General features: G+C 47.1%; 11 protein-coding genes. 6 read left to right on the top strand and 5 right to left on the bottom strand.

Features of this window, described 5'->3' with window-relative positions:
- Positions 1-45 precede the first annotated feature (45 nt).
- The 6 genes from AACU28_RS20235 (at position 46) to hflX (ending at position 7597) form a co-directional block, all read left to right on the top strand.
- Positions 46-1491: an ATP-binding protein gene (locus AACU28_RS20235; RefSeq protein WP_017076787.1), complete on the top strand. Its 1446-nt coding sequence runs from the start codon at positions 46-48 to the stop codon at positions 1489-1491.
- Positions 1492-1602: 111 nt separating this feature from the next.
- Complete coding sequence (locus tag AACU28_RS20230) at positions 1603-2850, top strand: ABC transporter substrate-binding protein (RefSeq protein WP_004736057.1); 1248 nt, start codon at positions 1603-1605, stop codon at positions 2848-2850.
- A gap of 181 nt (positions 2851-3031) precedes the next feature.
- Positions 3032-3970, top strand: a complete 939-nt coding sequence (locus tag AACU28_RS20225; RefSeq protein ID WP_010439457.1) for a carbohydrate ABC transporter permease — start codon at positions 3032-3034, stop codon at positions 3968-3970.
- Positions 3967-4824: a carbohydrate ABC transporter permease gene (locus AACU28_RS20220; protein ID WP_004736059.1), complete on the top strand. Its 858-nt coding sequence runs from the start codon at positions 3967-3969 to the stop codon at positions 4822-4824. The genes AACU28_RS20225 and AACU28_RS20220 overlap by 4 nt, the downstream gene beginning before the upstream one ends.
- 6 nt (positions 4825-4830) lie before the next feature.
- Positions 4831-5943 (top strand): ABC transporter ATP-binding protein, encoded by a 1113-nt coding sequence (locus AACU28_RS20215; RefSeq protein WP_121603503.1) that lies wholly within the window; start codon positions 4831-4833, stop codon positions 5941-5943.
- Between the two features lie 286 nt (positions 5944-6229).
- Positions 6230-7597 carry a GTPase HflX gene (hflX, locus tag AACU28_RS20210; RefSeq protein WP_017080345.1) on the top strand — a complete coding sequence of 456 codons (1368 nt, stop codon included), beginning with the start codon at positions 6230-6232 and terminating at the stop codon, positions 7595-7597.
- A gap of 97 nt (positions 7598-7694) precedes the next feature.
- On the opposite strand, the gene pfaD is transcribed toward hflX, so the two are convergent.
- From pfaD to AACU28_RS24590, 5 genes are read right to left on the bottom strand one after another with little or no spacing between them, the layout of a single operon-like run.
- Positions 7695-9332 (bottom strand): eicosapentaenoate synthase subunit PfaD, encoded by a 1638-nt coding sequence (pfaD, locus tag AACU28_RS20205; RefSeq protein ID WP_121603502.1) that lies wholly within the window; start codon positions 9330-9332, stop codon positions 7695-7697.
- Between the two features lie 39 nt (positions 9333-9371).
- On the bottom strand, positions 9372-15338 hold the full coding sequence (locus tag AACU28_RS20200) for a hotdog fold thioesterase (RefSeq protein WP_121603501.1): 5967 nt from the start codon (positions 15336-15338) through the stop codon (positions 9372-9374).
- Entirely contained in the window at positions 15335-17392 is a 2058-nt protein-coding gene (locus AACU28_RS20195) for a PfaB family protein (RefSeq protein ID WP_121603500.1), read from the bottom strand. Before AACU28_RS20195 ends, AACU28_RS20200 begins: the two co-directional genes overlap by 4 nt.
- On the bottom strand, positions 17392-25203 hold the full coding sequence (locus AACU28_RS20190; RefSeq protein WP_121603499.1) for a type I polyketide synthase: 7812 nt from the start codon (positions 25201-25203) through the stop codon (positions 17392-17394). Before AACU28_RS20190 ends, AACU28_RS20195 begins: the two co-directional genes overlap by 1 nt.
- A complete protein-coding gene (locus AACU28_RS24590) occupies positions 25203-25394 on the bottom strand; it encodes a hypothetical protein (protein ID WP_017076779.1) in 192 nt (63 codons plus the stop codon). The genes AACU28_RS20190 and AACU28_RS24590 overlap by 1 nt, the downstream gene beginning before the upstream one ends.
- Between the last annotated feature and the right edge of the window lie 317 nt (positions 25395-25711).

Here is a 25711-nt window from a genome sequence, read left to right as displayed (position 1 = left end):
TTAATAAAGTACTTCCAATGAAGTATTCCGGATGAAATATCTCGTATGAACTGGATGAGTTGGTTGAAACCAAATTCGTTAGTCGCAAGAACCTTATTGTTGACGCTGTTAGCCGTGGTGATAGCTCAAGGTATCGCAACGTCTATATGGTATAGCGAATCAAAACATAAAGAGCTGGAAGGGATTCGTTCTGCGTCGTCGAGCATGGCGAACATGTTTGCTTCAACGGTGACTTTTTTCCAATCTCTACCCGTTAAATATCGTCATATCGTGCTGGATCAAATCCGCAATATGGGGGGAACGCGTTTCTTCGTTTCTTTCAATAAAGAGGCTTTGATTGTCGAACCGATCCCCGATACCCGCTTAAAAACCGCCTCGATTGAAGCGATAGAAAGTGTTTTGAGTAGCAAACTCAATAAAGTGGCGTCAGTGCGGGTTGATTTCTCTCGTCCTGAACACCTTCGCTTGCTCAAAAATGACATATATTTAAGCGATCTTCCGCGATCATGGGCACATCATACTTTAACGTTAGAACCGCTGAATCCACCCATTCTAGTTGTACAAATCGAATTGACCAGTCACGAATGGGTATACATTGCGGCATTGTTGCCTGCTCCATACGTAAAGCTCGACGATACGATTCTCGGTCGTGAGCAAGTAATTTTCTTAGTTTCCTCGACACTCATTCTATTGGTTTTGACTTACTTGATGATTCGTCGCCAAGTGCGTCCTCTGAAAAAGTTAGCAAGAGCGGCCAATGAGATGAGCATGGATATTCAGCAGCCCCAACTGAAAGAAGAGGGGGCGACTGAATTGGTCACCGCGACGCGAGCCTTTAATCGCATGCAGCAACGGATTCGTCGCTATGTTGCCGACCGAGAGCACCTTTTTTCTGCGATCTCCCATGACTTAAAGACACCAATAACACGTCTAAGATTGCGTGCAGAGTTGTTGGAGAGTGAAGTAAAGAAAGACAAATTCAATAAAGATCTCGATGAGCTCGAGATGATGGTCAAAGGTGCTTTGCAAGCGGTAAGAGACACCGATCTACACGAGAATAATGCCATTATTGACCTCAATGAAATGGTGCTCTCTGTGATTGAATCTCATAACCAATACCAAACAAAGGTAGAGTTCGAGCCGGTCGTCATTGAGCCATTGGTCGCGAAACCACTGGCGATTAAGCGTGTACTGACCAACTTAATCGACAACGCAGTTAAGTATGGTTCATCTGCCGTAGTGGAAGTTAGTGGTGATGAGCTTTGGGTGGTCGTGACTATTCAAGACCGTGGCAATGGTATCCCAGAAGACAAGCTAGAGATGGTCTTTGAACCCTACTTTAGGCTTGCAACCGACGACCAAGGACACGGACTTGGCCTCGGGATCTGCCGAAATATCCTGCACGGACACGGCGGAGATCTCATTATTCGCAACTCCTCTCAAGGCGGCTTAGAAGCCAAAGTCTATATCCCCACAGGCTTAGAAGTGTAATGTAACAATTGTGTTACATAGGGCTTACCTTTTGTTTCAATCTTATCAATCAGAATAAGTAGACTCTTTATTGAACCGGACGTCGAGTCCGCTAAAACATGGAAGATAATAATGAAAATCAATAAAACCCTACTTACTCTATCTCTTCTTGCTGCCTCAACATTTTCTCAAGCTGGTGAAGTGGAAGTGCTTCACTGGTGGACTGCCGGTGGCGAAGCGAAATCCGCAGCGGTACTGAAAGAGATGATTGAAGAACAAGGCCATACTTGGAAAGATTTTGCTGTTGCTGGCGGCGGCGGTGAAAGTGCGATGACTGTTTTGAAAACTCGAGCAGTATCGGGCAATCCTCCATCTGCCGCGCAGATTAAAGGTCATGATATTCAGGAGTGGGGTGGTTTAGGTTTTCTAACGTCTCTCGATGCGACTGCTAAACAGGAACAATGGGATGAACTACTACCAGAAGTAGTGACTAAAGTGATGAAGTGGGATGGCGAATATGTGGCAGTTCCTGTCAACGTTCACCGTGTTAACTGGCTTTGGGCTAACCCTGTTGTTTTAGAAAAATCAGGCGTGACGGTTCCAACTACGTTAGATGAGTTCTTTGTTGCTGCAGACAAGATTAAAGCGGCTGGCTTCATTCCACTGGCTCACGGTGGTCAACCTTGGCAAGACGCAACCGTATTCGAAGCGGTGGCTCTCGATGTACTAGGCAGTGAAGATTACAACAAAGCGTTCGTTGATCTTGATATGGACGTATTATCGGGCGACAAGATGGTGGAAGTGTTCACCAAGTTCAAAAAGATGCGTGACTACATCGACAGCAACTCTCCAGGTCGTGATTGGAACGTCGCAACTTCAATGGTTATCAATGGCGAAGCCGCGATGCAAATCATGGGCGATTGGGCGAAAGGTGAGTTTACTGCTGCAGGCAAAGTGCCGGGTAAAGATTACATCTGTGCACCAGCTCCAGGTACTGACGGCCAATTTACCTTCAACATCGATAGCTTTGCGTTCTTTGAGTTAAGTGACAAAGAAAACCAAAAAGCGCAGCAAGATCTAGCGAAAACCATTCTTACTAAAGACTTCCAAGAAGTCTTCAACCTTAACAAAGGTTCTATCCCTGTACGTCTAGATATGGACATGTCTAAGTTTGACCAATGTGCGTTGGACTCAATGGCAACCTTCAAAGCGAGTGCTGAATCTGGCGATCTTGTTCCGAGTATGGCTCACGGCCTAGCGACAACAAGCTACGCTCAAGGCGCGATCTATGACGTAGTGACCAACTTCTTCAATGAGAAAGATGCCGATCCGAAACAAGCGGCAGCTAAGTTAGCAAAAGCAGTGAAAGCGGCTATCTAATCTAACTTGATAAGCGACACACAACGCACGTGAGTGACGGGTTGTGTTGCTTTATCGAACCCCCAGGGTGGGTAGGCTCGTAGGGAGCCTATCTGCTCTTCACTCCCAATTCTAATATGCGTGATGCTGATGTGGTGCCGAAAGGTAAGCCATTGGCTCGATTGTGCAACAAGGATAAGTTATGGAGCATGTTTTGACTGAGTCGACTCCAAAACCCACAAGGAGCCAGCCTGCACCGAAACCGAGTTTTGCTGACAGGTTGCAACATTGGTTACCTAAAATTGTGCTGGCGCCAACTGCGTTAGTGACCGTGGTGTGTATCTACGGTTATATATTTTGGACGGCCGCATTGTCGTTCACCAACTCTCGATTTCTTCCGAGCTTCAACTTCGTTGGTTTAACCCAATATGAAAAGCTGATGGATAACGATCGCTGGATCACCTCGATCACCAACCTCGGTGTGTTTGGTTTTCTATTCATGGCTATTGCTATCTTGCTAGGTGTTGGTTTAGCGGTATTGCTTGACCAAAATATCCGCCAAGAAGGCGCGATTCGTACTATCTATCTCTACCCAATGGCGTTGTCATTCATCGTGACGGGTACGGCGTGGAAATGGATTCTTAACCCGGGTCTTGGCATTGAAAAGTTGATGCAAGACTGGGGATTTACTGACTTCAAATTTGACTGGCTCGTCAATTCTGAAATGTCGGTTTACACCTTAGTGATTGCAGCACTTTGGCAGTCTTCTGGATTCGTGATGGCGATGTTCTTAGCAGGTCTGCGTGGCATCGATTCTTCAATCATCAAAGCGGCTCAAATCGATGGGGCAAGCTTACCCACTATCTATCTCAAAATCATTCTACCTTGCTTGCGCCCTGTGGTTTTCAGTGCGGTGATCATTACTTCTCATATTGCAATTAAGAGCTTTGACCTTGTGACGGCAATGACGGCAGGTGGCCCCGGTTATTCATCGGATCTTCCTGCGCTATTTATGTACGCACACTCCTTTACTCGCGGACAAATTGGCCTTGGTGCTGCCAGTGCCATGATGATGCTTGCTGGTATCTTAGCGATTCTCGTGCCTTATCTTTACTCTGAACTTAGGGAGAAAAAGTCATGATGAATAACATCAATTTTGCTCGAATCTTTATTTATTCAGCACTGCTTTTCTTCTGTTTAGTGTACCTAATGCCATTGTTCGTAATGGCGCTGACGTCATTCAAAACTCTGCCTGATATCAAGGCGGGCAACCTGATGAGCTTGCCAAAAGAGTGGGTGTTCGACGCTTGGTATAAAGCGTGGGACACCGCTTGTACAGGCGTGAAATGTGAAGGCATCAAAGGCTACTTCTGGAACTCGTTCCAAATGGTGATTCCTGCGGTTGCGATTTCAACATTGCTCGGTGCATTCAATGGCTATGTCGTGACGAAATGGCAATTCAGAGGTTCAAACCTGTTCTTTAGTTTGTTGTTATTTGGCTGCTTCATTCCATTCCAAGTGGTGCTACTACCAATGGCAACCATGCTCGGCAAGATGGGGCTAGCGAACACAACCATCGGCTTGGTGATTGTGCACGTTATCTACGGTATGGCATTTACCACACTGTTTTTCCGTAACTTCTATATCTCGATTCCTGATGAATTGATCAAGGCGGCAAAGCTCGATGGTGCTGGCTTCTTTACGATTTTCTTCAAGATCTTATTACCGATCTCGACACCAATCATTATGGTGACGGTGATCTGGCAGTTCACCGCGATTTGGAATGACTTTTTGTTCGGAGTGGTCTATTCCGGATCAGATACTCAGCCGATCACCGTGGCATTAAACAACCTAGTCAACACCAGCACTGGCGTTAAAGAATATAACGTCGACATGGCTGCCGCGATCATCGCCGCACTGCCAACGCTGTTGGTGTATGTCTTCGCAGGAAAATATTTTGTTCGTGGCCTAACGGCAGGATCAGTAAAAGGATAATTACCCATGGCAACATTAGATTTAAAACAGATCCGTAAAACCTATCGCAACGCGGACAACGAAACGTTAAAGGGCATCGACATCAGTATCGATTCGGGGGAATTTTTGATACTTGTCGGCCCTTCGGGGTGTGGGAAATCCACCTTGATGAACACCATCGCTGGGCTAGAGAATATTAGTTCGGGTGAGATTGTAATTGATGGCATAGACGTGGCGCAGGTTGAACCGAAAGATCGCGATATTGCGATGGTGTTTCAGTCTTACGCGCTTTATCCCAATATGACGGTACGCGGTAATATCGCTTTCGGTCTGAAGATCCGTAAGATGCCGCAAGACGAAATTGACGCAGAAGTGAATCGAGTGGCGGAAATGCTGCAAATCGAACAGTTGCTGGATCGTAAACCGTCGCAGCTTTCTGGTGGTCAGCGTCAACGTGTCGCGATGGGACGCGCTCTAGCTCGTCGTCCTAAGCTGTATCTATTTGATGAGCCGCTTTCAAACTTGGATGCCAAGCTGCGTGTTGAGATGCGTCATCAGATAAAGCGTCTGCACCAGAAGCTGAATACCACGATTGTTTATGTAACCCATGATCAGATTGAAGCTATGACACTCGCTGATCGCATCGCAGTAATGAAAGATGGTGAACTGCAGCAGTTAGGCACACCACAAGAGATCTACACCAAGCCAAATAACATGTTCGTGGCGGGCTTTATGGGCTCACCATCCATGAACTTCATTAAGACCATGGTGGATTTGGATGACGAGCAGAATCCGATTATTAAAGTGGTCGGTACCGCAGATCAAGAACACCATATTCGTTTGCCACAAAGTATGCGCGACCAAGACGGCAAAGAATTGGTGATAGGGCTGCGTCCTGAGCACATTACCGAGCAGCAGGGTGACGATGTTTCTGCCTCTACAAAGCTAGACTTACAACTAGAGGTATTGGAACCGACAGGGCCAGATACTATTGCGATGGTTAAAGTGAACGACCAAGAAGTCGCGTGTCGTTTATCGCCAGAATTTGAAGTGTCCGTTGGGCAAATGGCACCGCTGCATTTTGACTTATCAAAGGCCGTATTCTTCGATGCTCAAACCGAAGCGAGAATCGATTTCTAACTTCTAACTTCTAGTTATTGAGTTAGTTTAACAATCAAAGTTCATGTCTCAATCAAAGGCAGTATCACCAACTAGTCATAAGTAATGTGATGCTGTCTTTTTCGTTGTCTATACTTGCTTTTTATCCCTTATAAAAACAGAGGGATAAACGATATATATGCTTCTACTGCAATAATATCTTGATTTAGTATCCCTTAGCTCTATAAAGCTGACGTAGAAACGCGTAGGATCACACTACTTTAGACCAAAAACTAGGTTGCACCTTGGTGCATAAACAGAAGAATACATGAAACTAACAGCAAAACCAGCGGCGAATAACGCTTTACTTATTTCTATTACGACACCGGATTTTAAAGGTGACGAAGCAAAAGAGTCTCTTGCCGAACTTGCTCGCTTAGTGACAACCCTAGGGTTTAAAGTAGTAGGTACGCAATCGCAACATCACAGCTCATCACAACGACAAAACGTGTTGGGTGCCGGTAAGCTTGCTGAAATTGCACATCTAACTGGTTATCAAGGCTCTATTGAAGAAGCAGAAGATGAAGACTTTATTGATGAGTCGTTTGATTTTAATACTGAAATCGATGAGCTAGATTTTGATGATCTTCCAACGGGCAACTTCCAATACGGTGCCGCAGATGTTGTGGTATTTGACTGTGATTTAAGCCCATCTCAAATGCGTACTGTTGAGGCGAGTTTGGGTGTGGAAGTATTTGACCGTACTGGCATCATCATCGAAATCTTTAGCCGTCACGCTCGTACTCGTACTGCTCGTCTGCAAGTTGATATCGCTCGTCTAAACTACTTAGTGCCACGACTTCGTGAAACGGCTGAGGGTGATAAAGAGCGTCAAATGGGTCAGGGCGCAGGTGAAACTTCACTAGAGCTAGACCGTCGTAACGTACGTGACCAAATTGCTGCGCTTAAGCGTGAGCTAGTAAGCGTACAAGATGAAATGAAGACCCGACGCACAAGGCGCGCGGAGCTTTTCACTGTTGCTTTAGTTGGCTACACCAATGCCGGTAAGTCTTCGATGATGCGTGCAATGACCGCAACCGAAGTGGTGGGTGAAGATAAACTGTTCGCAACGCTAGATACTACGGTTCGTGCACTTCAGCCGATTACTCAGCCACGTATCTTGGTTTCAGACACCGTTGGTTTCATCAAGAAATTGCCACACGATCTGGTTGCTTCATTCCACTCAACACTAGCAGAAGCGCACGATGCTTCATTGTTGCTTTATGTGGTTGATGCTTCAGACGTTTCATTTCGAGCTCAGCTTGATGTCGTACACGACGTATTAGCACAAGTGGGCGTTGAAGGTAGCGAAAAACTATTAGTGCTGAATAAGTGCGATAGATTGACTGAAGAACAGCAATTAGAGCTGATCGAAGAATTCCCAGATGCGATGCTAACGTCGACTCGTGATCCGCTAGATATTACGAAGCTGCACAAGTACATCGTTGGTGTTGCTGAAGAAGGCATGATCGAAGAAGAGATCACTATCCCTTATTCTGGACAAGGCATCATCGGCGAGATTCGCTCAAACATGAGTGTGGTTAAAGAAGAGTACGACTACGAACACATCAAATTAACGGTTCGTTCAAGCGCCATTGATTTAGCGCGACTGAAAAAGCGTATGCAGAAGTCTTAATCTTTTAGCTAGCTTAAGAAAAATGACCAAAAGAAAAGCGACCCGTTAAGGTCGCTTTTTTTATTCGTTGAGCTTAATTAACGCTGTATTGAAATGCCTATGCCATTCTTTGCGTCGGCTTCCAACGCGCTAGTTCTGGATCAAGCTTGATGCCTTGTGAGGTCAGCAAGTTAACACGTGCTAAGTAAGCCGCACCGTGCATCAGGTGCTTAGCAAGGTCGACCGCATTACGCTGTTGGTAATCATCTAGGTAGCTGTCTTTTGCCCATGCGTTGAATGCGCCAAGTGCAGGGCCTGCCCATACTTGGTAATCCATTTCACGACCTTGTTCACCTGTGTTTGACCAGCGGCTAGAAAGCCCTAAGTACCAACGGAAGATCAACGCCATCTTACGCTTTGGGTTGCCTTCAGCACGTTCGATCTGTTTAGGATCGCGCTCGTTAAAGTGCGCCACAGTCCCCGCCCAAATGTCGTCCAGTGTTGAACGGAATACTTGCTTTTCTAGCTTTAGACGCTCTTCTACTGGAATCGCTTCAATAGAATCGTAACGTGTATAAAGCTCGTAAAGTTTGTTGGCACGCATTGGGAACAAGGTGCCACGCTTAACCACTTGCAGTTTCACGCCCATTTCGAACATGTCTGCCGCAGGAGCCATTGTCACGTCAGCCATTTCGGTTGTCGAAAGCAGCTTACGTGTGTGTTCGCTCGCGCCAGCCTCAACACACGCTTGGTTGATTGAACCAGTAACAATGTAAGCAGCGCCCATGTTAAACGTCGCTAGAGCCGCGTCAGGCGTACCTACGCCACCACCACAACCGACACGTAGCGGTGTTTTGAATTGATATTGAGCTTGGATTTGCTCTTTCAGCGCAAGAATCGTTGGCAGCAGTGTTACTAGCGGACGATTATCTGTGTGACCTCCAGAATCGGCTTCTGCGGTAATGTCATCAGCCATAGGAACTAGCTGTGCCAGTTCCATCTGTTCTGCTGTGATTCGACCTTCATCAACCAAAGCTTGCAGCATTTTCACTGGAGCTGGCTGCATGAACTTACTTGCGACTTCAGTACGGCTTACCTTAGCAATAACCTTGTTGCCAATCTGAATCTCACCTTGTGCATCGCGGCTAAGGCCAGCTGCACGGTAGTGAACGATTTGCGGTGTTAGACCTAAGAAGGCAGAAGCCTCAACCGTTTTTACTTTATGTTTCAAAAACAGCTCTACACTGCCGCGCTCTAGTGCGGGTTCGCTTGGGCTGTGAATCAGGTTAAACGCGTAAGGGCCGTTTGGCAGTGCTGCTTGAATACGGTTGATCGCTTGCTCAACGCGAGACGGGATTAAGCCCGCCGCGCCAAATGAACAAAGAATGCCAGCTTGGCCAAGCGCAATCACCAACTCTTCAGATGAAATGCCGTTTGCCATTGCGCCTGCATAGTAAGCGTATTTCACGCCGTGGCAGCGACGAAAATCTTCGTCGCCTAGGCTTTGTGTACCAAGAGCTGGAGCAAATGCGCTAACAGGTTGGTTGTTCGCTGAACTTGCTGAATCGCCTGATGCAATCTCTGCTTGTTGGCTTACGCCTAAGCCTTTTTCTGGGTGGTTCACGACGTAACAAGCAAGGCTTAAATCTTTCAAGATTGTCGACATTGCTGCGTTATCGAAACGCGTTGTGTTCTCTTCGATCTGCCAAGGCCACGGAGATAGCTTTTCGTTATTGATTGTAGTTTGAGTTGTCATACTAAATTCTTTCCTAATTCTCTGTCTCTAAATGGCGGCTTATGCTTTATCGATAACAGGGGCTTCTTCGATACAAATCGCGATGTCTTTCACTTCGTAAATACGAAGACCATCTTTGCTCAGGTTTGCGTCGCCGACGATGATGCGTTTGCCGTCTTCGTCTTTAATCGCAGTGATATGTACATCCAGAGACATCTGTTTGTTCAGAGGGTTAATCTGACCACGATATTTCCATTTCACTTCAGATTGGATTTGACCAAACTTAGGATTACGGAAGCCAGCGCCAAGGTCTTTGTTTAGCGCGTAGGTTTGCATCAGTTCGATGATCGCTTCGACACCTAGAGAACCTGGCATTACTGGGTCTTGATGGAAGTGGAACTGGAAGAACCAATCACTTGGGTCAATCGTACGCTCAGCGTATAGGTAACCAAGACCGTCTTTACCACCATCGCTGGTGATCTGCACCGTATCGATAAAGTTCAAGCGACCGCCAGCCAGTTGGTAGTGCTCTTGCACTTCACCCGAAGCAGAAATAGGTGCATTGAAGTAACGCGTCGTTTTGTCTAGCAGGTTGATGTTTACATCCGGTGTGCGGTTGTTATCAACGTGCCAAGGGTGAGTCACTTTACCGTTGTCCAAACCAAGTTGGTCTTTCAGTGCTGCGCCTTTGAAGTAACCAAATACCGCTGTACCTTGGTAGAAAGGCACGCCGTCAGTACTCAGTTCGAAGCTGAAGCTCTGTACGATGTTGGTGCCCATCATTACGGTTGAAAGCAGACGAGAATCGTTGGTGATCGTTTTGCCACGTAAGTCGACGTTACGCAGCATTTTGCCGCTGCCATCTAGGTTGCGGAAAAACAGTTCTTCACCTGGGAAGCCCAGTGTTGTACCCATGTAGCCAGAGATAAAGCCGTTTGGCTGCAGTGAAATCTCCATTAATACCGAGTAAGGCATTAGGGTCTGGTGGCTGTTTTCATCAAAGTACCATGCATTTTCTGGCACTTCGTACTCTGCGATACACGATGAAGGCTTCTTGAAGTCGCCACGCTTGCCATCAATCTCTACCACACGAGTTGTTAGCTGCAAGTCGCCACACGGAGTACGTGGTGGAATCATTCCACGGTAGATAGAGAAATCAGGGCCGAAACATTTCTCGATATCGCCAGTCGCGAATTCGAACATGTGGTAAGGCGTGAATGGAACCGTATCGGGTGTGCGGTTCGGGTAATCAGGCGTTACCGGCGCTTCAACGTGTTGAAGAGGAACCACACCTTTGTTAGGTGCAGTTTCTAGGTCTTCAATTTGTGCCATCAATGGCGCATTCGCTGAAGCCTGTTGGTTCACTGCTGGTGTATGGCCCAAGCTTTTATGGTCCAAGCTTTCGATAACAGGGGTCGCGACAGCTGTTTCTAAAGAAGGTAGGTAACGAGTACATTCGTCGTCTTCTTTGATCATCACACCTAAGTTTTGGAAATCAACAATCACTTTTCCATTCAGCAAAATATCGATGTTGGCTTTCGCGTATGGGCGAGGGCTTAGACCAATCTCGGTCACTTCCATGCGGTAAGTCAGCTCTGCCGATTGTGGGAGAACTTGACCACGACAGCGTACTTGTTGAGGCGCATTTTCAAGCGGTTGGAAACGACCATTTTGAACAAGCGTATGCATGCCAAGGTGCATCATGAAGAATTGAAGCAGTTGACCACAACCTTCTGCCATCAAAGAACCAGCCATTACCGAGTCATCTTTGAAGTGGCAAGGGAAGTACCAGTGCTCAGGCTCTAGCTGCTTATGACCTTCAATCAGACCAAGTCCCCATGTGCCGCCTTGCGGTTCAACACGGCTAACCTTTTCGATCATCATGAACTTCTCTGAGCTGAAGCACAAAGAAGGCTGGTGGCTATTGGATTGGTGAGTTGGACCAAAACACTCTGCAATGTTAGCAGTCAGTAGATGACGTAATTCTTGGTGGTTAAACTGCGTTTTAGGGCAGTGCAGCATAGGGTCGAAGCGTTGCTTAGTTGCAAGTTTACGAGCCTTGATTTCGTCTTCAGTGTGAATCACACCCTTGCCGTCTGCTAGCTCTTCATCAGTGAAGAAGCCCGCACAACCGTTATCCATTTTCAGGATCATCTTGTCGCCAACGAAACACTCGTACGAGAAGAAGAACAGTAATGTGTCGCCATTGCGAGCAAAGTTGTTGATTGAGATATCGTAACGCAGTGTATCGCCACCACGAGGCAAGTCGCCAAGGAAGGTCAGCGTACAATCAAGCAGGCGATAAACACGCTCGCCTTTGTTTTCAAAATCAATGCCTAAGTAGCTGATCAGCATTAGGTCACACTGACCAGATTCAACTGCAACAGCCCAAGGGATCTGACCATCAACAAGATACGGCGCATCAACTGGGATGTCGTATTCGGTGGTCATTGTGCTTGGCTTGTACTCGTTCATTGTTGCGTTGAGCTTAGTGACACGAGATACCAGTAGGTAGTCGGTGGTTGGCAAACGAACGCGGCGCGAGTAGCTATCGATGATCGCGTAATCAGGACCAAATACGTTAGCGATGTCGCCTTCAGCGTATTCAACCAGATCATCGTAATCCCAGATACATGGTTTACGGATAGGCTTTACTGGAGCTGGTGTCGCAAGTGCGTTAACTGGTGTTGACTGAACCTGAGCTGATTGAGCTTGAACAGGCTGAGCTAATGTTTCGGTTGAGCTATCTAAACCAGACGTAACTGCGTTTAGCTGTGCTTTCAATAGTACATCAGCCATCTGCATGCCTTGGGCACGAGTGTGCAGGAATGCTTTGTGTACTTGCTGCGCTGCTTGCTGGTTCTGAGCAAAAGCTTGGTTGTGTGGTGTTACAGACGGCTGTGATGCTGCATCCGTATTAGCGTCGATATTCGATACGCCATTTTTAGCGGATAGGACATGAGTCATATTGCTGTGGTTACCTGTTAGCTGACTGTGGCGAGTTGGCGCCAGAGTAGGGGATACTGATGTAGGAGTTTCGATTACTGGCTCTACCGCGTTCTGCGCTAGTGCTTTCTTCTCTAACTCTTTTTGCGCAAGGGCTGCTTGAATGCTTGCTGTCGTTGGAATCGACGCCACTCTTGCTGCTTGTTTGCCAGAAGCTTTCTGTTGAATCGTTGCTAAGTTGGTCATTGGGGTTTGGGCAATATGTTGATAGATATCGCGACCACCTAATGTCACTTGCTTAACCAATTGGCGCTTAGCATCACTCGCCAGCTCATTGTTTAAACGAACGGACAGTGATTGAGATTCAACACTCGATTGGCTTAGTAGCAGCTGTGAGCATTGTCCTTCGCTGATGTTGGCAACAATCGCGCTCTTAGAGCTGACATTTGGGTTCAGAGACTCAAGGTTCAGGTTGAGCAGACCGTGTAGCAGGCTTGCCATGCCAGAAGCTGCAGAGCAGTGACCCACACGTTGACTTGCTTGAGTCGTCTTTGTGTTCCCTAAACTTAGAGACGAAGACTGATGAGATGAAGACTGTGGTGCATGGTTAAGTTCAAGCAGAGAAACATCGTTCGAGCTCATACCAACTTGAGTCAGTAACTCATCAACAACGGCGTTGTTACGCTCGCTTGAACCAAACGCTAATGCGTTGATGCTGCCGTAAGCCGCATCTTGGTTGCTCGCTACTTGGTTTTCTTCAACAAGAACAATTGCACCTGCGCCTTCACCCACATTCCAACTGCCGTCTTGCGGTTGCCCGAATTTTGGAGAAAGTGACACTGGGCTCACGCTGTTCTTCAGAATCACATGTTCTGCACTGCCACTAAGGTCAACGGCTGCAATCACGACTGCGTCCATGGATTCTTGCGACATTAGGTTTTGCGCGACATCGATACAACGAGCAACTGATTGTTCAGCGGCTGAAATCGTAAAGGCAGGGCCGTTAAAGTCCCACAATGAAGAGATACGCGAAGCCATGATGTTGCCGATGAAACTGGTGTATTGGTTCAGCTTGGCTGCGTCCATCACACTGTCCATCGCGATGGTTTCTAGCGCTTGGTATTCGTCTTGAGTTAGTTCGATACCCATGTTGGCAAAGCTGTCAGCCAATTGGCTATGCAGGTTTACGCGTCCACGGAATTGGTGCATCTCAAGCTCTGTTTCCATCGCAACGAGTACTGCAACCTTTTGGCCTGCTACAAGCTTGGCATCTTTGATGGCTTCGTCTGCAACTTTCATCAGTAACAACTGCTGAGAGATCAAACGGTCATCTTCATTTGGCGGCACTTTGAAGCGTAGAAAATCGAGATCGAATTGATCGATGTACGCTCCGTTTGGAATGCCGTGTAACCCAAACTGATTCAGTAGTTCTGGATGTTGGTCTAAGCCTTTCCAGCGTTTCTTAGGCAAAGCAATGAAAGCATCGTTGTTGGTCTCAATCGCAGTGCTTAGCGCATTGATGCTTTGCAGAGAACCGAAGTGAGACGCTAGACCAGTAATGCTTAAATTAGACGGTTGTAGGCTTGGAGATACTGATTCTGGAATCTGGTTTACATGACTGGTGTCTGAATACGCTTCAAGCAGTAAGTGAGCGTTACAACCACCGAAACCAAATACAGAAACACCTGCGCAGCGCTCTGGGTTGCCCGCTTTACTTGGCCAAGGTTGCACTTGTGTTGGTAGTGTCTGTGAACCAAATAAACCTTCAGGCGACGATAGTGGCTTTTCCAAATTAATACTTGGAGGAAGCACGCCTTCTTTCATCGCAAAGATCATTTTCATGATCCCCGGCATACCCGCAGCAGTCAGTAAGTGGCCGAGGTTTGACTTCGCAGAGCCAATCAATGGCGGGTTAGAACCATTCAATTTGTCAGTAAAGAATCGCTCCATTGAGGTTAACTCAACCTTGTCACCTAATGGCGTGCCGGTTGCGTGACACTCAATCACTTCAATGCTGTCTGGTGATAGGTTTGATGCCTCGTAAGCGCGTTCAAAGGCTTGTACTTGTCCTTTGCTATTTGGGCTTAATACGAACTGGCCACGGCCATCGTTCGACAAGCCAATACCGCTGACGACTGCATAGATATTGTCGCCATCACGTTCTGCATCAGCTAAGCGTTTTAGGACTAAAACACCGGCACCTTCGCCAGCAAACAGACCTTTACTGTTGCTATCAAACGGAACCGAAACACCGTGGTCAGGGTAAGCGTGGAAGATCGAAAAACCCATGTTGATAAAGAATGGGTCAGCACCGGATACCGCGCCTGCCAACATCATGTCGGCTTTGCCTGTGTTCAAGTAATCACACGCTAACTTCAATGAATACACTGAACTTGCACATGCCGCATCCAGGCTAAGTTGCACGTTGCCTAGACCCAATGCATCAGCCACTAACTTAGAGGCGTTGTGTGCTGCAGCACCATTGATAGGATTGAGGTCTTGCGCGGTTTCATTGGTTGGTAACAGTGAAAACTGGTCATTAGCCAATTTAGCTTGCAGTGCTTTTTCGACCACCGAGTGATACATCGGCAGAAACAAGTCGTTTGAACGTGTGGTTGGGAACGAAAGGGCACCCATGATCACGCCTGTGCGCTCTAAAACATCGGCATTCAGATCAATACCTGCGTCGGTTAAAGCCTTACGACTGGTATCCAAAGCCCATAGGAAGCTTTGATCTACGCCGTTGAACGATTCTGCTGTTAAGCGGTAGCCATTGCTATCGAAATTGAAGTTTTCGATGTAGCCGCCTTTGTCACAGTAAAAGCGGTCTGATTCGCCTTGCACGCCCTGATAGCTTTCAGGTTTAGCTCCTAACTTTTCAGCGCTTAATGTGGTTCGAGAATCTTTTTTATTCAGCAAGTTTTGCCAAAAATCTTTTGGCGTATCCGCTTCTGGGTATTGGTTAGCAATACCGACAATCGCGATTTTATTGCACTTCACTTGCTGCTTATTCTTAGTTTGAGTTTGAGTTTGAGTTTGAGTTTGAGCTTGATATTGAGATGGCTTCGATTGAGAACTCATACTAGCTCTCCTTGATGATTCACTGCGCTGCCTTGAGACACACCACGTAATTGCTTAGCGGCGGTGATCTGTTGTTCTAGCCCTTGAATAAGTGGCTCGACAGACAGTGGAATTTGATGAGTAATGAGCTGACCAATGCATTTGATGAGCGTGACAACATCGTCACCGCCTTTGGCATTGGAAGCGATTGTGCAGTATTGGTCGGCTACGTTGTCGCTACGATTGATCTTGTCGATCAATGTGCTGGTTTGACGATCGGCACCTACTTCGACAAACAGACGCGCACCTTGTTGACGTGCACTTTGGATCAACGCGGTGAAATCCAGCGTCGAACAGAAAGTGTCGGCAATCGAAAGGGCGATGCTGTCGCTGTCTATATTGACTGGGGCGCCCGTCGGTAGACCTGCTGCGCTGATAAAGCGGATATGCTTTGGCAACTCGTCGAACAGTAGTTGCGTGTAAAACTCACGCACTTGGCTATGTTGGCTCAATGCTGGTGTAGTGTGCATTGCGGTAACACGGTTCGCGGCAATGCCACGTTTACCTAGTTTTTTGAGTAGTGCACGACAGGTGCTTTCACAACCTGCCAGTACGCAGGTGTCACCTTGGATAATGGCAAGATAAGCGCGTGGGAATTCTGGCAACAGAGCCTCAATCGCTTGCGCATCACTGCGAACTACAAAGCTATTCCATTGGATGCTTTCGTCTTCGTTCAGCTGCCAATCTTGACGTACTGCGGTGAGCTCACCAGAAATAGCCGTGGTGAAGATAGGACTGGTTTGAGTCATCTCAATCAGCGCATGTGGGTTTTTCCAAACATTCAAGCTAGCCCACATGGAAGCTTCACCCTTGGAGTAACCCAAAGCGAAGTCTGGCTGCACTTTGAATTCATCACACAGCAGTTGTGTTAACAGATAACTACTGCCGACACCTGCAATTGCCAATTCACTGAGCGACATTTCTTGCGAGTTTTCTGCGTAGGTTTTGTCAGCCTGCAGCATCTCTTTCAAGTTACCTTCGCGTTCTAAGCGAGCAAATAACTGTGGGAAATGGTGGTGAAATTCGCGCAACATGCCGGGATAAACCGTGCCAACACCAGGGTAAACAAATGCAACGCCACCTTTGCTTTGAGGCTTCGGTGAGAAACAACTGCCCGCAGGCGTTTTGTAGTGGCTATTGTCAGCCATTACTTTTGGCAACGCATTTTCTAGCGCTGTGATCTCTTGTAGTGCAGCCTCAATTGAAGCGGCTTGAATCACGATGTTCGCGCCAAGGTCAACATTTTGTTGAACGCTTTGAAAGTGGCTTAGGTTTGAATGCATCAAGCTGGCAATAGCAAGTTCGCTGTCAGCCGCTTCGTTAACGTATTTAAGCTCAGCTCTTAGTGAGGTCAACTGAGAAAACAATTCAGCTTGGCCATTGCCAGAAACCACAAACATCAAACGCTCGCTCGATAGCAATGGCTTTGGTTCGTGCAAACCGGTCGCCTGAGTCAATATCAGGCTGGTGGCTTTTTGGCTATCTTCATTGAAAGTTAACGCAGCAACACGTGCTTTGTTCGGCTCAGTGAACCAATAATGGTTAGGTAATGAATGGCTCGGCAATGAACGGCTCGATATTGCCTCAATCATATTCAACAACTCATTAAACTGCTGCGAAGCAGATAGGGTTGAGTATTGTTGTTGATGGCTTAAATCTGAAGCGGGGCGGCGTGACATATCCAGAGCAAGCTGAACGCTATCTCCATTATCTAGATCGAGAGCTTCAACAAAGCCCGCCAAATTCGCGTGTGGGTGAATCTTATTCTGAGCAGCATTCAGCGCACTTAACATCAACAATGATGGTGAGTGAGAGTCTAAACAAAGTTTAATAACACTACCTTGAATGACAGCCTCAATCGCTTGAGCAAGTGCTTGATTAAAATTGCCATCAACCACAACAGTAACCATCTCTGGAAGCGAAGGTGATAAGTCGGCAGAAAGCTCAGCCGCGTTTGCTGGCTGAGCTAAAAGAGCGATGCGCAATGGCATCGCTTTATTAGTAGGAACAGTCACTATGACAATTGCTCCTTTTCTGCGTTTTTAGTCGCCTCTTTCTTTGATACTGCTGAGCTAGACTTCGGCAAAAATGCATCGTTTAAACTCTTGCTGATGGTGACTTTGGCACCTTTCATTACCGCACTTAAACGACCATCTTGGTGGTAAAGTGAGATATCAGCTTGCAGCGAACGAGTCGTGCTTTTTATCACGCTCAGCTCTAGCCAACCTTGGTCACCATTGTGCATCGGTGCGTAACAAATAAACTCACCGATTGCAGACGGTAGGCTTGCCGCGCCGTACTTCAATCGAGCCCATACCAGCATTGCTTGCAACAGATAATCTTCAGCAAATGGTTGGCTATCGCCAAAGCCTTGCTTAGGAATAAATGATCCGCAGTCGCTGTTTTCAATCTGAGGCAACTGGCATTGAGCCAATAAGCCTAAGTCGTCAAAGCGTTCAACTGAGGTAATACCTTGCAATCTTGGTCCATGAAACAGAGTGCCGTCACTGTATAGAGCTTGTGCCGTTGTTACTGGTGTTGAAGAGTTAGCTTCAAAGCGCTTTGTAGACGCTTGTTGAGCATCTTCAGACACTTGCACAGAGGCAACTTGCAACTGAGCTTGATACTGTGGTCGCCCTTGGCAGCTGATTACTGCTTTTAGCTGATCTTTTGATTTAGCGTCTGAAGACAAGACAAGCGTTAGCTCTTGCACTTCATCAGTATCAAAAATCACACCCTTAAGCAGTTTATAGTTGTGAACGCTAACGTTCACCCCTAACAGTTGCTCTGCTATTTCACGCATCCATTGGATAGCACACACTGTCGGTAACACTGGGTTACCGGCAATGCAGTGATCTTGAATGAAAGGTAATGCCTTCGGATCAAGATGACGTGTCACAGTGATGCTTGTATTCAGCGGACTCTTTGCAAGATGCACAGACTCCGCATTAAGCTTTTTTACAGCAGCTTCCTTGTTGTCAGAACCTTGCATGCTCGTGCCAACCAGCAATTGAATGCCAGTTTCGTTCAGTAGCTGAGAACTAAACAGCTCTGCACCTGCTTGAAGAGGAATTACGTACACACCGCGCTCTGTAAACATACGTTTTAGTGCAGCGTTTACCATGCCACCGTCCCACGGTCCCCAGTTGAAGCTCATCACTTTCGCTTGAGGGTTACGAGCAGACAATTGCATAGCCGCTTTGTTTAGGATTTCGTTAGACATCGAGTAATCGCTTTGGCCTGTGTTTCCGTAGAAACCCGCCGCCGAAGAGAACATCGCAATCAGTTTTAGCTTGCTGCTATCAAGACCACCAAGAACCGCTTCTAGTCCGCCCACTTTCGTGCCGTAAACCATGTTCAGTTCATCAAGCGTTTTATCTTGAATGTGCTTGTCAGCAAGTACGCCTGCGCCGTGGATAAGACCTGTGATGCCTTCGAAATTCGCCAGCGTTTTCGCTACTGACTCATGGTTCGACACATCTAAGCTTAGGTATTCAGCGCTCGCGCCAATCTCGTTGAAAGCGGCAAGTGCTGCGTTGATTTCAAGGCTGCTCAATACCGGTTTTAGCAAGGCATCAACTTTCTTAGGCGTTGGTTTGTCACCTGTTGCTTGTAGGTGAGCGATAGCTGCTGGTTTTAGCTCTTTCTCTTGCTTACCTTGTGCCCACTGAGGTAGCTCAGCTGAAGTAATATGCTTACTACGACCTGCAAGAATGAAATGAGATTTACATTGCTTAGCAAGCGTTAGTGCACATTCAAACGTCACGCCTTTAGCGCCACCAGTTACGAGAACTTTGTCGCTCTTGGTGAGTTGAGCACCTGTGTTTTTAGTTTGTGCAGCGCCTGGTGTTGTCGCAATCAGTGTTGCACGACCAGATTCACCGTTTTCCGCATGGCTAAGGCCGATTTCAACCGTGTTGGTATCGATATCGAACAGTTCACCTGTGATAGCTTCAGCTAGGTGACGAGCATCAATAGAAGCGTCAGCATCCAATGCACGGCAGAATACGTTTGACCATTCATGGCTCAGTGTCTTAGTTAGACCAGATAGAGCCGCTTGGTTAAGTTCTGCATTCGCTAATTGCTTAGTATCTAGGTAACCAAAGCCACCATCGATACGGCTTAGTGTGAAGAACACGCTACGACCAGAAACGGCATTCAGTTGGCCATTTAGGTGCTTGGCGAATAAGAACGCTGTCGTCAGTGAAGCTCTTGAATCTGCATTCAAGTTAACCGCTTGCTCGTTGCTTTGTTTCGCATCAACGATAGCTTGTAAATGAATGAAGCCAGCAATCACTTTGTTCGACGTTTTAAGGTCTGCTTCGATGTCGTTAATAACTGCAGTCACACCAGCATCATCGACGCTGTTGAGTGTGTAGCTTGCGATTTCACTGTTTAAAGGTGACGCGGCAGAAAGGGCACTACGCACTACGGCAACTTGAATGCCGTTAGCGGTCAACTTTTCTGCTAGAACACCGGCGTTGTGACCATCATCTGTGATCACGACACAAGCGTCTTTTGAGAAACAATCGACGAGTTTATCTGCCGCTGGTAGCTTTTTTAGCGCTACCTCATTGTGTGGAGGAAGTTCCGCTGTCGCTGTTTCTGCGATAGGCGTTACTGACTCAGCTTTTGGAGTCGCTACGGGTGCAGTAGCTGATAGCTTGCTTTGCATGTAGGTAACGATTTCACCAAGCGTACGACACTCAGCTAAGTCTTCAGGGTTTAGCTCCGGCAGTGTTGGTAGCTGGTCTTGAACCGTACCCAAGATTTCAACGCGTTTGATTGAGTCGATACCAAGGTCTGCTTCCATGTCCATCGTTAGGTCGAGCATTTCTGCTGGGTAACCTGTTTTGTCGGCAACCACTTCCATCATAGTTGATTGAACGTGAGCAGGGTTTAGGTCGTTGCTCGTGCTTTCTGCAGCAGGAGCTACTGTCGTTGCTTCCGAACTAGGAGCTAACTTGCTATTCATGTAGTCAACGATTTCGCCAAGAGTACGACACTCAGCTAGATCTTCAGGGTTCAGCTCTGGCAATGTTGGTAGCTGGTCTTGAACCGTACCAAGGATCTCAACACGTTTGATTGAGTCGATGCCAAGGTCAGCTTCCATATCCATTGCTAGGTCTAGCATTTCTGTTGGGTAGCCCGTTTTATCAGCCACTACGCTCAGCATTGTTCTTTGAACTTGCTCGGCGTTTAAACCGTTTGAGACTGCTTGCGCAGGTGCAGATACTTGAGCTGCTGCTGGAGCAGAAGCCGGAAGCTTGCTGTTCATGTAGGCTACGATTTCGCCTAGAGTGCGACATTCAGCTAAGTCTTCAGGGTTTAGCTCTGGAAGAGTCGGTAGTTCGTCTTGAACCGTACCTAGAATTTCAACACGCTTGATTGAGTCGATACCAAGGTCTGCTTCCATATCCATTACTAGGTCTAGCATCTCAGTCGGGTAGCCCGTCTTCTCTGCCACTACTTCTAACATGGTTTTTTGAACGACAGCCGCATCTAGACCATTGCTAGCTGTTGCTGGAGCAACTACTGCTGCTTGTGAAGACACGGGAGCAGAAGCTGGAAGCTTGCTGTTCATGTAAGCAACGATTTCGCCAAGAGTACGACACTCAGCTAAGTCTTCAGGGTTTAGCTCTGGAAGAGTAGGCAGTTCATCTTGAACCGTACCCAGAATCTCAACACGCTTGATTGAATCGATACCAAGGTCTGCTTCCATATCCATTTCTAGATCAAGCATTTCCGTTGGGTAACCGGTCTTCTCAGCAACCACTTCTAGCATGGTTTGTTGAACGACTTTCGCATCAAGACCGTTAGCTGCTTGAACAGGAGCGGTTGCGCTTGGTTGTGCTGCCACAGGCGCTGATGCTGGCATCTTGCTGTTCATGCTTTTACTGTTCATGTACTCGACGATTTCACCAAGAGTACGACACTCAGCTAAATCTTCAGGGTTCAGCTCAGGTAGGTTTGGCATTTCGTCTTGAACGGTACCAAGGATCTCTACGCGCTTGATTGAGTCGATACCAAGGTCTGCTTCCATGTCCATTTCTAGATCAAGCATCTCCGTTGGGTAACCCGTTTTCTCGGCAACGACTTCTAGCATCACTTTTTCAGCGTCGGCTGTTTGTACTGCTACTGGTGCAGCCAAAGGAGCTGGTTGCGCTTTAACTGGCACAGGTTGAGCTGCAACAGACGCTGCCGCTTGAGCCGCTACTTGTGGTGCAGGAGCTGCTTTCTGTACTGGCGTAACTTGAACAGACTGAGCTTGAACTGGCGCGGCTTGTACAGCAGTCGCTTGTACTTGAGCTACAGGCTGTTGAACGATAGTAGCTGGAGATTGAATCGCTGGCTGAGCATTGACTGGCGCAACGAAGGTTGGTTGTGCCGTTTGTACTGAACCTTGCGTCAGCATATTAAGTGCTGAGTTGTTGCTGTGTGCTTGCATCTCTAGGTAATGAGCGTGAGCTTTTAGCGTTTCAGCTTGGTGCTGGTGGAACATTTCCATAGAACGTTGCAGGTTCTCTGGAATTGCTACGCCTGCTGTTGCCATTTTCGCTTGCTCAGACATTAGGGTGTTGAACGTGTCACCGTATTGCTGAGGAATCGCCAAGAATTGCTGATGTACTTCTGCTGCTTGTTGCTGAGCATTGAAGAACGATTGCAGTGAAGATTCATCAACTGTTACTTGAGCTGCTGGGGCAGTCTGAACCACTTGTGATTGTGGAGCAGCTGTTGCTACTTGTGCACTTGGTGCTGGAGCAACTGACTGTTGTACATTTGAAGCTTGAGGAGCAGCCACAGGTACTTCAACGATTTCTGTTTTAATCACTTCTTTTTCCACGATTTTCTCGACTTCAACTTTCACTTCAACAATCTCAGTCTTTTCGGTGACGTTGCCCGAAGCCAATGATTGATCCATTTTCTTACGAGTAGCAGGGCTGATGTAGTTGGTTGCATTCAGCTTGATGTTCATTGGTGATGCCTTTGCAGGTTCAGCAATGTCAGCTTGGTAAGGGTCAATGTTGTCTAATGAAACACCAGCCACGCACAGTTGAACCGCAGCTAAGCGAAGTTGTTGGTCACTGTCGCCTTTAGGGCTTGGGTTGATGCTGATTGCGTAAAGTTCTTCGTTCTTATCAGCCAGTGTTTTTTCAACCAGCTTTTGAAGAATGTTTTTAGGACCGAACTCAACGAATACGCGCGCGCCGGCTTCATACATCGCTTCAATTTGCTCACTGAAACGAACCGATTGCAGCATGTGTTGCTTGAACGCTTTCTTGATCGCTTTAGCGTCTTTGCTGTGCAGTCTGCCCGTTGCGTTTGAATAAAGCGGCAGCGTTGGAGCGCTGAATGAAGCTTTATCAATTGCCGCAGCAAATGGCTTTTGAGCGTGAGCAACAAGTGGTGTGTGGAAAGCACCAGATACTGGCAGAGCAATCGCTTTGAAGCCTTGTTCTGTTAGCGCTTGTGCTGCTTGTTGAACGGTTGCTGTTGGACCTGCAATAACCAATTGAGTCGGAGCGTTGTAGTTGGCAATGCTCACGCCTTCGAATTGGCTGATGCAGCTTTCAACGGCTGGAAGTTTGTCTGCGTCTAGGATGACCGCAAACATAGTACCGCTGTCGCCTTGTTCTGGTGTTGCAGCCATCGCATCGCCACGAGCGAAAGCTAGCTGGTAGTAATCGTCCTGCGAGATAACACCCGATGCACATAGTGCGCTTAGCTCACCAAAGCTGTGGCCTGCGACCATGTCTGCTTTGAAGCCAGCTTGAGTCATGATGTCGAACTGACCCATAGACACAGTACCAATCGCACTTTGCGCATTGGCCGTGTTGGTTAGCACTGCTTCTTGAGCTTTGGTTGCTTCTGGTGTGAAGGTTGGAATTGGGAACAGAATTTGCGACAGAGCTGTTTTCTTGTGCTGACCAAATACCTGATCCGCTTGAGCAAGCTGTTGACGCATTTCAGGGTAATGACAAGCAAGCTCGCGACCCATGTTTAGGTATTGCGAACCTTGACCTGCAAATAGCGCTGCCACTTTACCAGCGCCGTTTTCAGCAATCAGTGCCGACTCACGGTAGCTAGTACCGTTTGGCATCTGCCAATGTGTTTTGGTTTGGCTCTCAAGCATAGAAACCGCTTGAGTCAGTTGCGCTTGAAGGTCTGCTTGGTCAGTCACGACTAAACCAATACGAGCATGCTTAGCGTCAACTTCGCGTAGAGCGTGGTGCTCAGCAAGCGCTTCTAGTTTGAACGCAGCATCTGCAGTTTGAGTTGAAACCTGTTTAAGTTCATTGATCAGTGCTTGACGAGATTCTGCGCTGAATAACAGCGTTTGCGGCACTTGGCGCTGACGGTATTTGTCACCGCGAGCATGTTCTGGGGTGTACTCTTCCAATACAACGTGGAAGTTAGTGCCACCAAAACCGAATGAGCTGATACCTGCACGGCGTGGTGTGCCGTCGACACGTTTCATCCAAGGACGCGTTTGTGTGTTCAGGTAGAACGGTGAGTTCTCGATATCCAACTTAGGATTCGGAGCCGATACGTTAATCGTTGGCGGCAGTACTTTATGGTGCAGTGCTAATGCAGCTTTGATTAAACCTGCAGTACCCGCAGTTGATTTGGTGTGACCAATTTGAGATTTCACAGAGCCTAACGCAATGTGTTGCTTCTCTTCATTGTTCTCACTGAATACCGAGTTTAAGCCACCAAATTCAGCCACATCACCCGCTGCAGTACCTGTACCGTGTGCTTCTAATAGGCCAAGCGTATGCGGTGCGAAACCAGCATCATCGTAAGCACGTTTCAGTGCTTTTGCTTGTCCTTCAGGGCGAGGTGCGTAAATACTCTTGAACTTGCCATCCGAAGAAGAACCGACACCTTTAATCACTGAGTAGATTCTGTCGCCATCGCGTTCTGCATCTTCAAGACGCTTAAGAGCAACCATGCCGATGCCTTCACCAATCATCATGCCTTTTGAGTCGATGTCGAAAGGTTGAATGGTTTCATTGGTGGTAAACGCAGGTGTTTTAGAGAAGCTCATGTACATGGTTGGTGAGTTATCAGTACACACACCACCTGTGATCATCATTTCACTGCGGCCTTCAACTAGCTCACTAAGAGCCATGCGCATTGCAGCTAGAGAACCTGCACAAGCAGCGTCTACTACACAGTTGATGCCACCAAGGTCAAAGCGGTTAGCAATACGACCTGAAATTACGTTACCCAATGAACCAGGGAATGAGTTCTCTTCCCAGTGGATGTATTGGTCTTGGAATTTTTTGATCAGCATTTCGCTGTCTTCGTCGTTGATGCCACTGCTCTTGAAGACTTTTTTCAAAACAGGGTATTGCAGACGAGCATTCAGGCTTTGAGCGATCTTCTGACCACCACCAACACCGAGCGTGATACCGATCTTATCGCGATCGTAGCCTTCAGGCAGCTTGGCATCTTCAAGTACTTCTTTTGCCACGATCAGAGAAAGCAGCTGCGACGTATCAGTCAGTTCTAGGATATTTGGCGGAAGACCGAACTCCATAGGGTTGAAGTCCACTTCTGGGATGAAACCACCGCGCTTACAGTAAGACTTGTCTGGCGTAGTACGATCTGAGTCGTAGTAATCTTCTGGACGCCAGTGCGTATCGGGCACTTCAGTAATAGCATCGATCTTTTCGCTAATAAGGTCCCAAAATTTATTCAGGTAACGAGAGTTTGCAAACATGCTCGCCATACCAACGATAGCGACAGGCATATCTTTAAGGCGTTTATTCAGTCGAGTATCGTCGACTGATTCCGGTGTATTTGTCTCGGGTTGGCTCATTATGAGTCTCCACTAGAAATCACAGAAAGTGATGTCGTGTTTTGAGGCTGCGCTTTTAAAATTAAAGAAAGAAAATCTGAAACAGATTTAGGGAAGCGCAGCTGAAAATTCAGGTTGCTGAGTGGCGGCAACCAGATAGAAATTAGGCTTTCGAAGTGCGTTGACTTACGAGAGTAGGGGAGGTGTTTCATGCGCGACGGTGGCATTCAAATGTTGAGGCGATGTCCATTAAAATCCTGTTCAAAGTCTGACTAATTGAAAAGTCGGTATCCGCAAAGAAAACGTGTGAATTTGTTTAATGGTTGAGCAGGCTACCCGAGGTGACTTATTGATACAATGCTCCGAGAGGCCACTATGATCTGTTCAGACCAGATGAATTTGGCATGGTTTTGATTTTTGCATTTTCAATTTCATTAACTTGTTGATAATTAATGGTTATGAGTTGTTATTTAGTGTTTTTACTCTATATTTTGATTTGGTGAGATCTATGTCATGTTTTTGTAAGTAA

The sequence above is a fragment of the Vibrio sp. SBT000027 genome (assembly GCF_963894355.1).
GTDB classification, from domain to species: domain Bacteria; phylum Pseudomonadota; class Gammaproteobacteria; order Enterobacterales; family Vibrionaceae; genus Vibrio; species Vibrio splendidus.
This window is presented reverse-complemented; position numbering and strand designations above follow the sequence as displayed.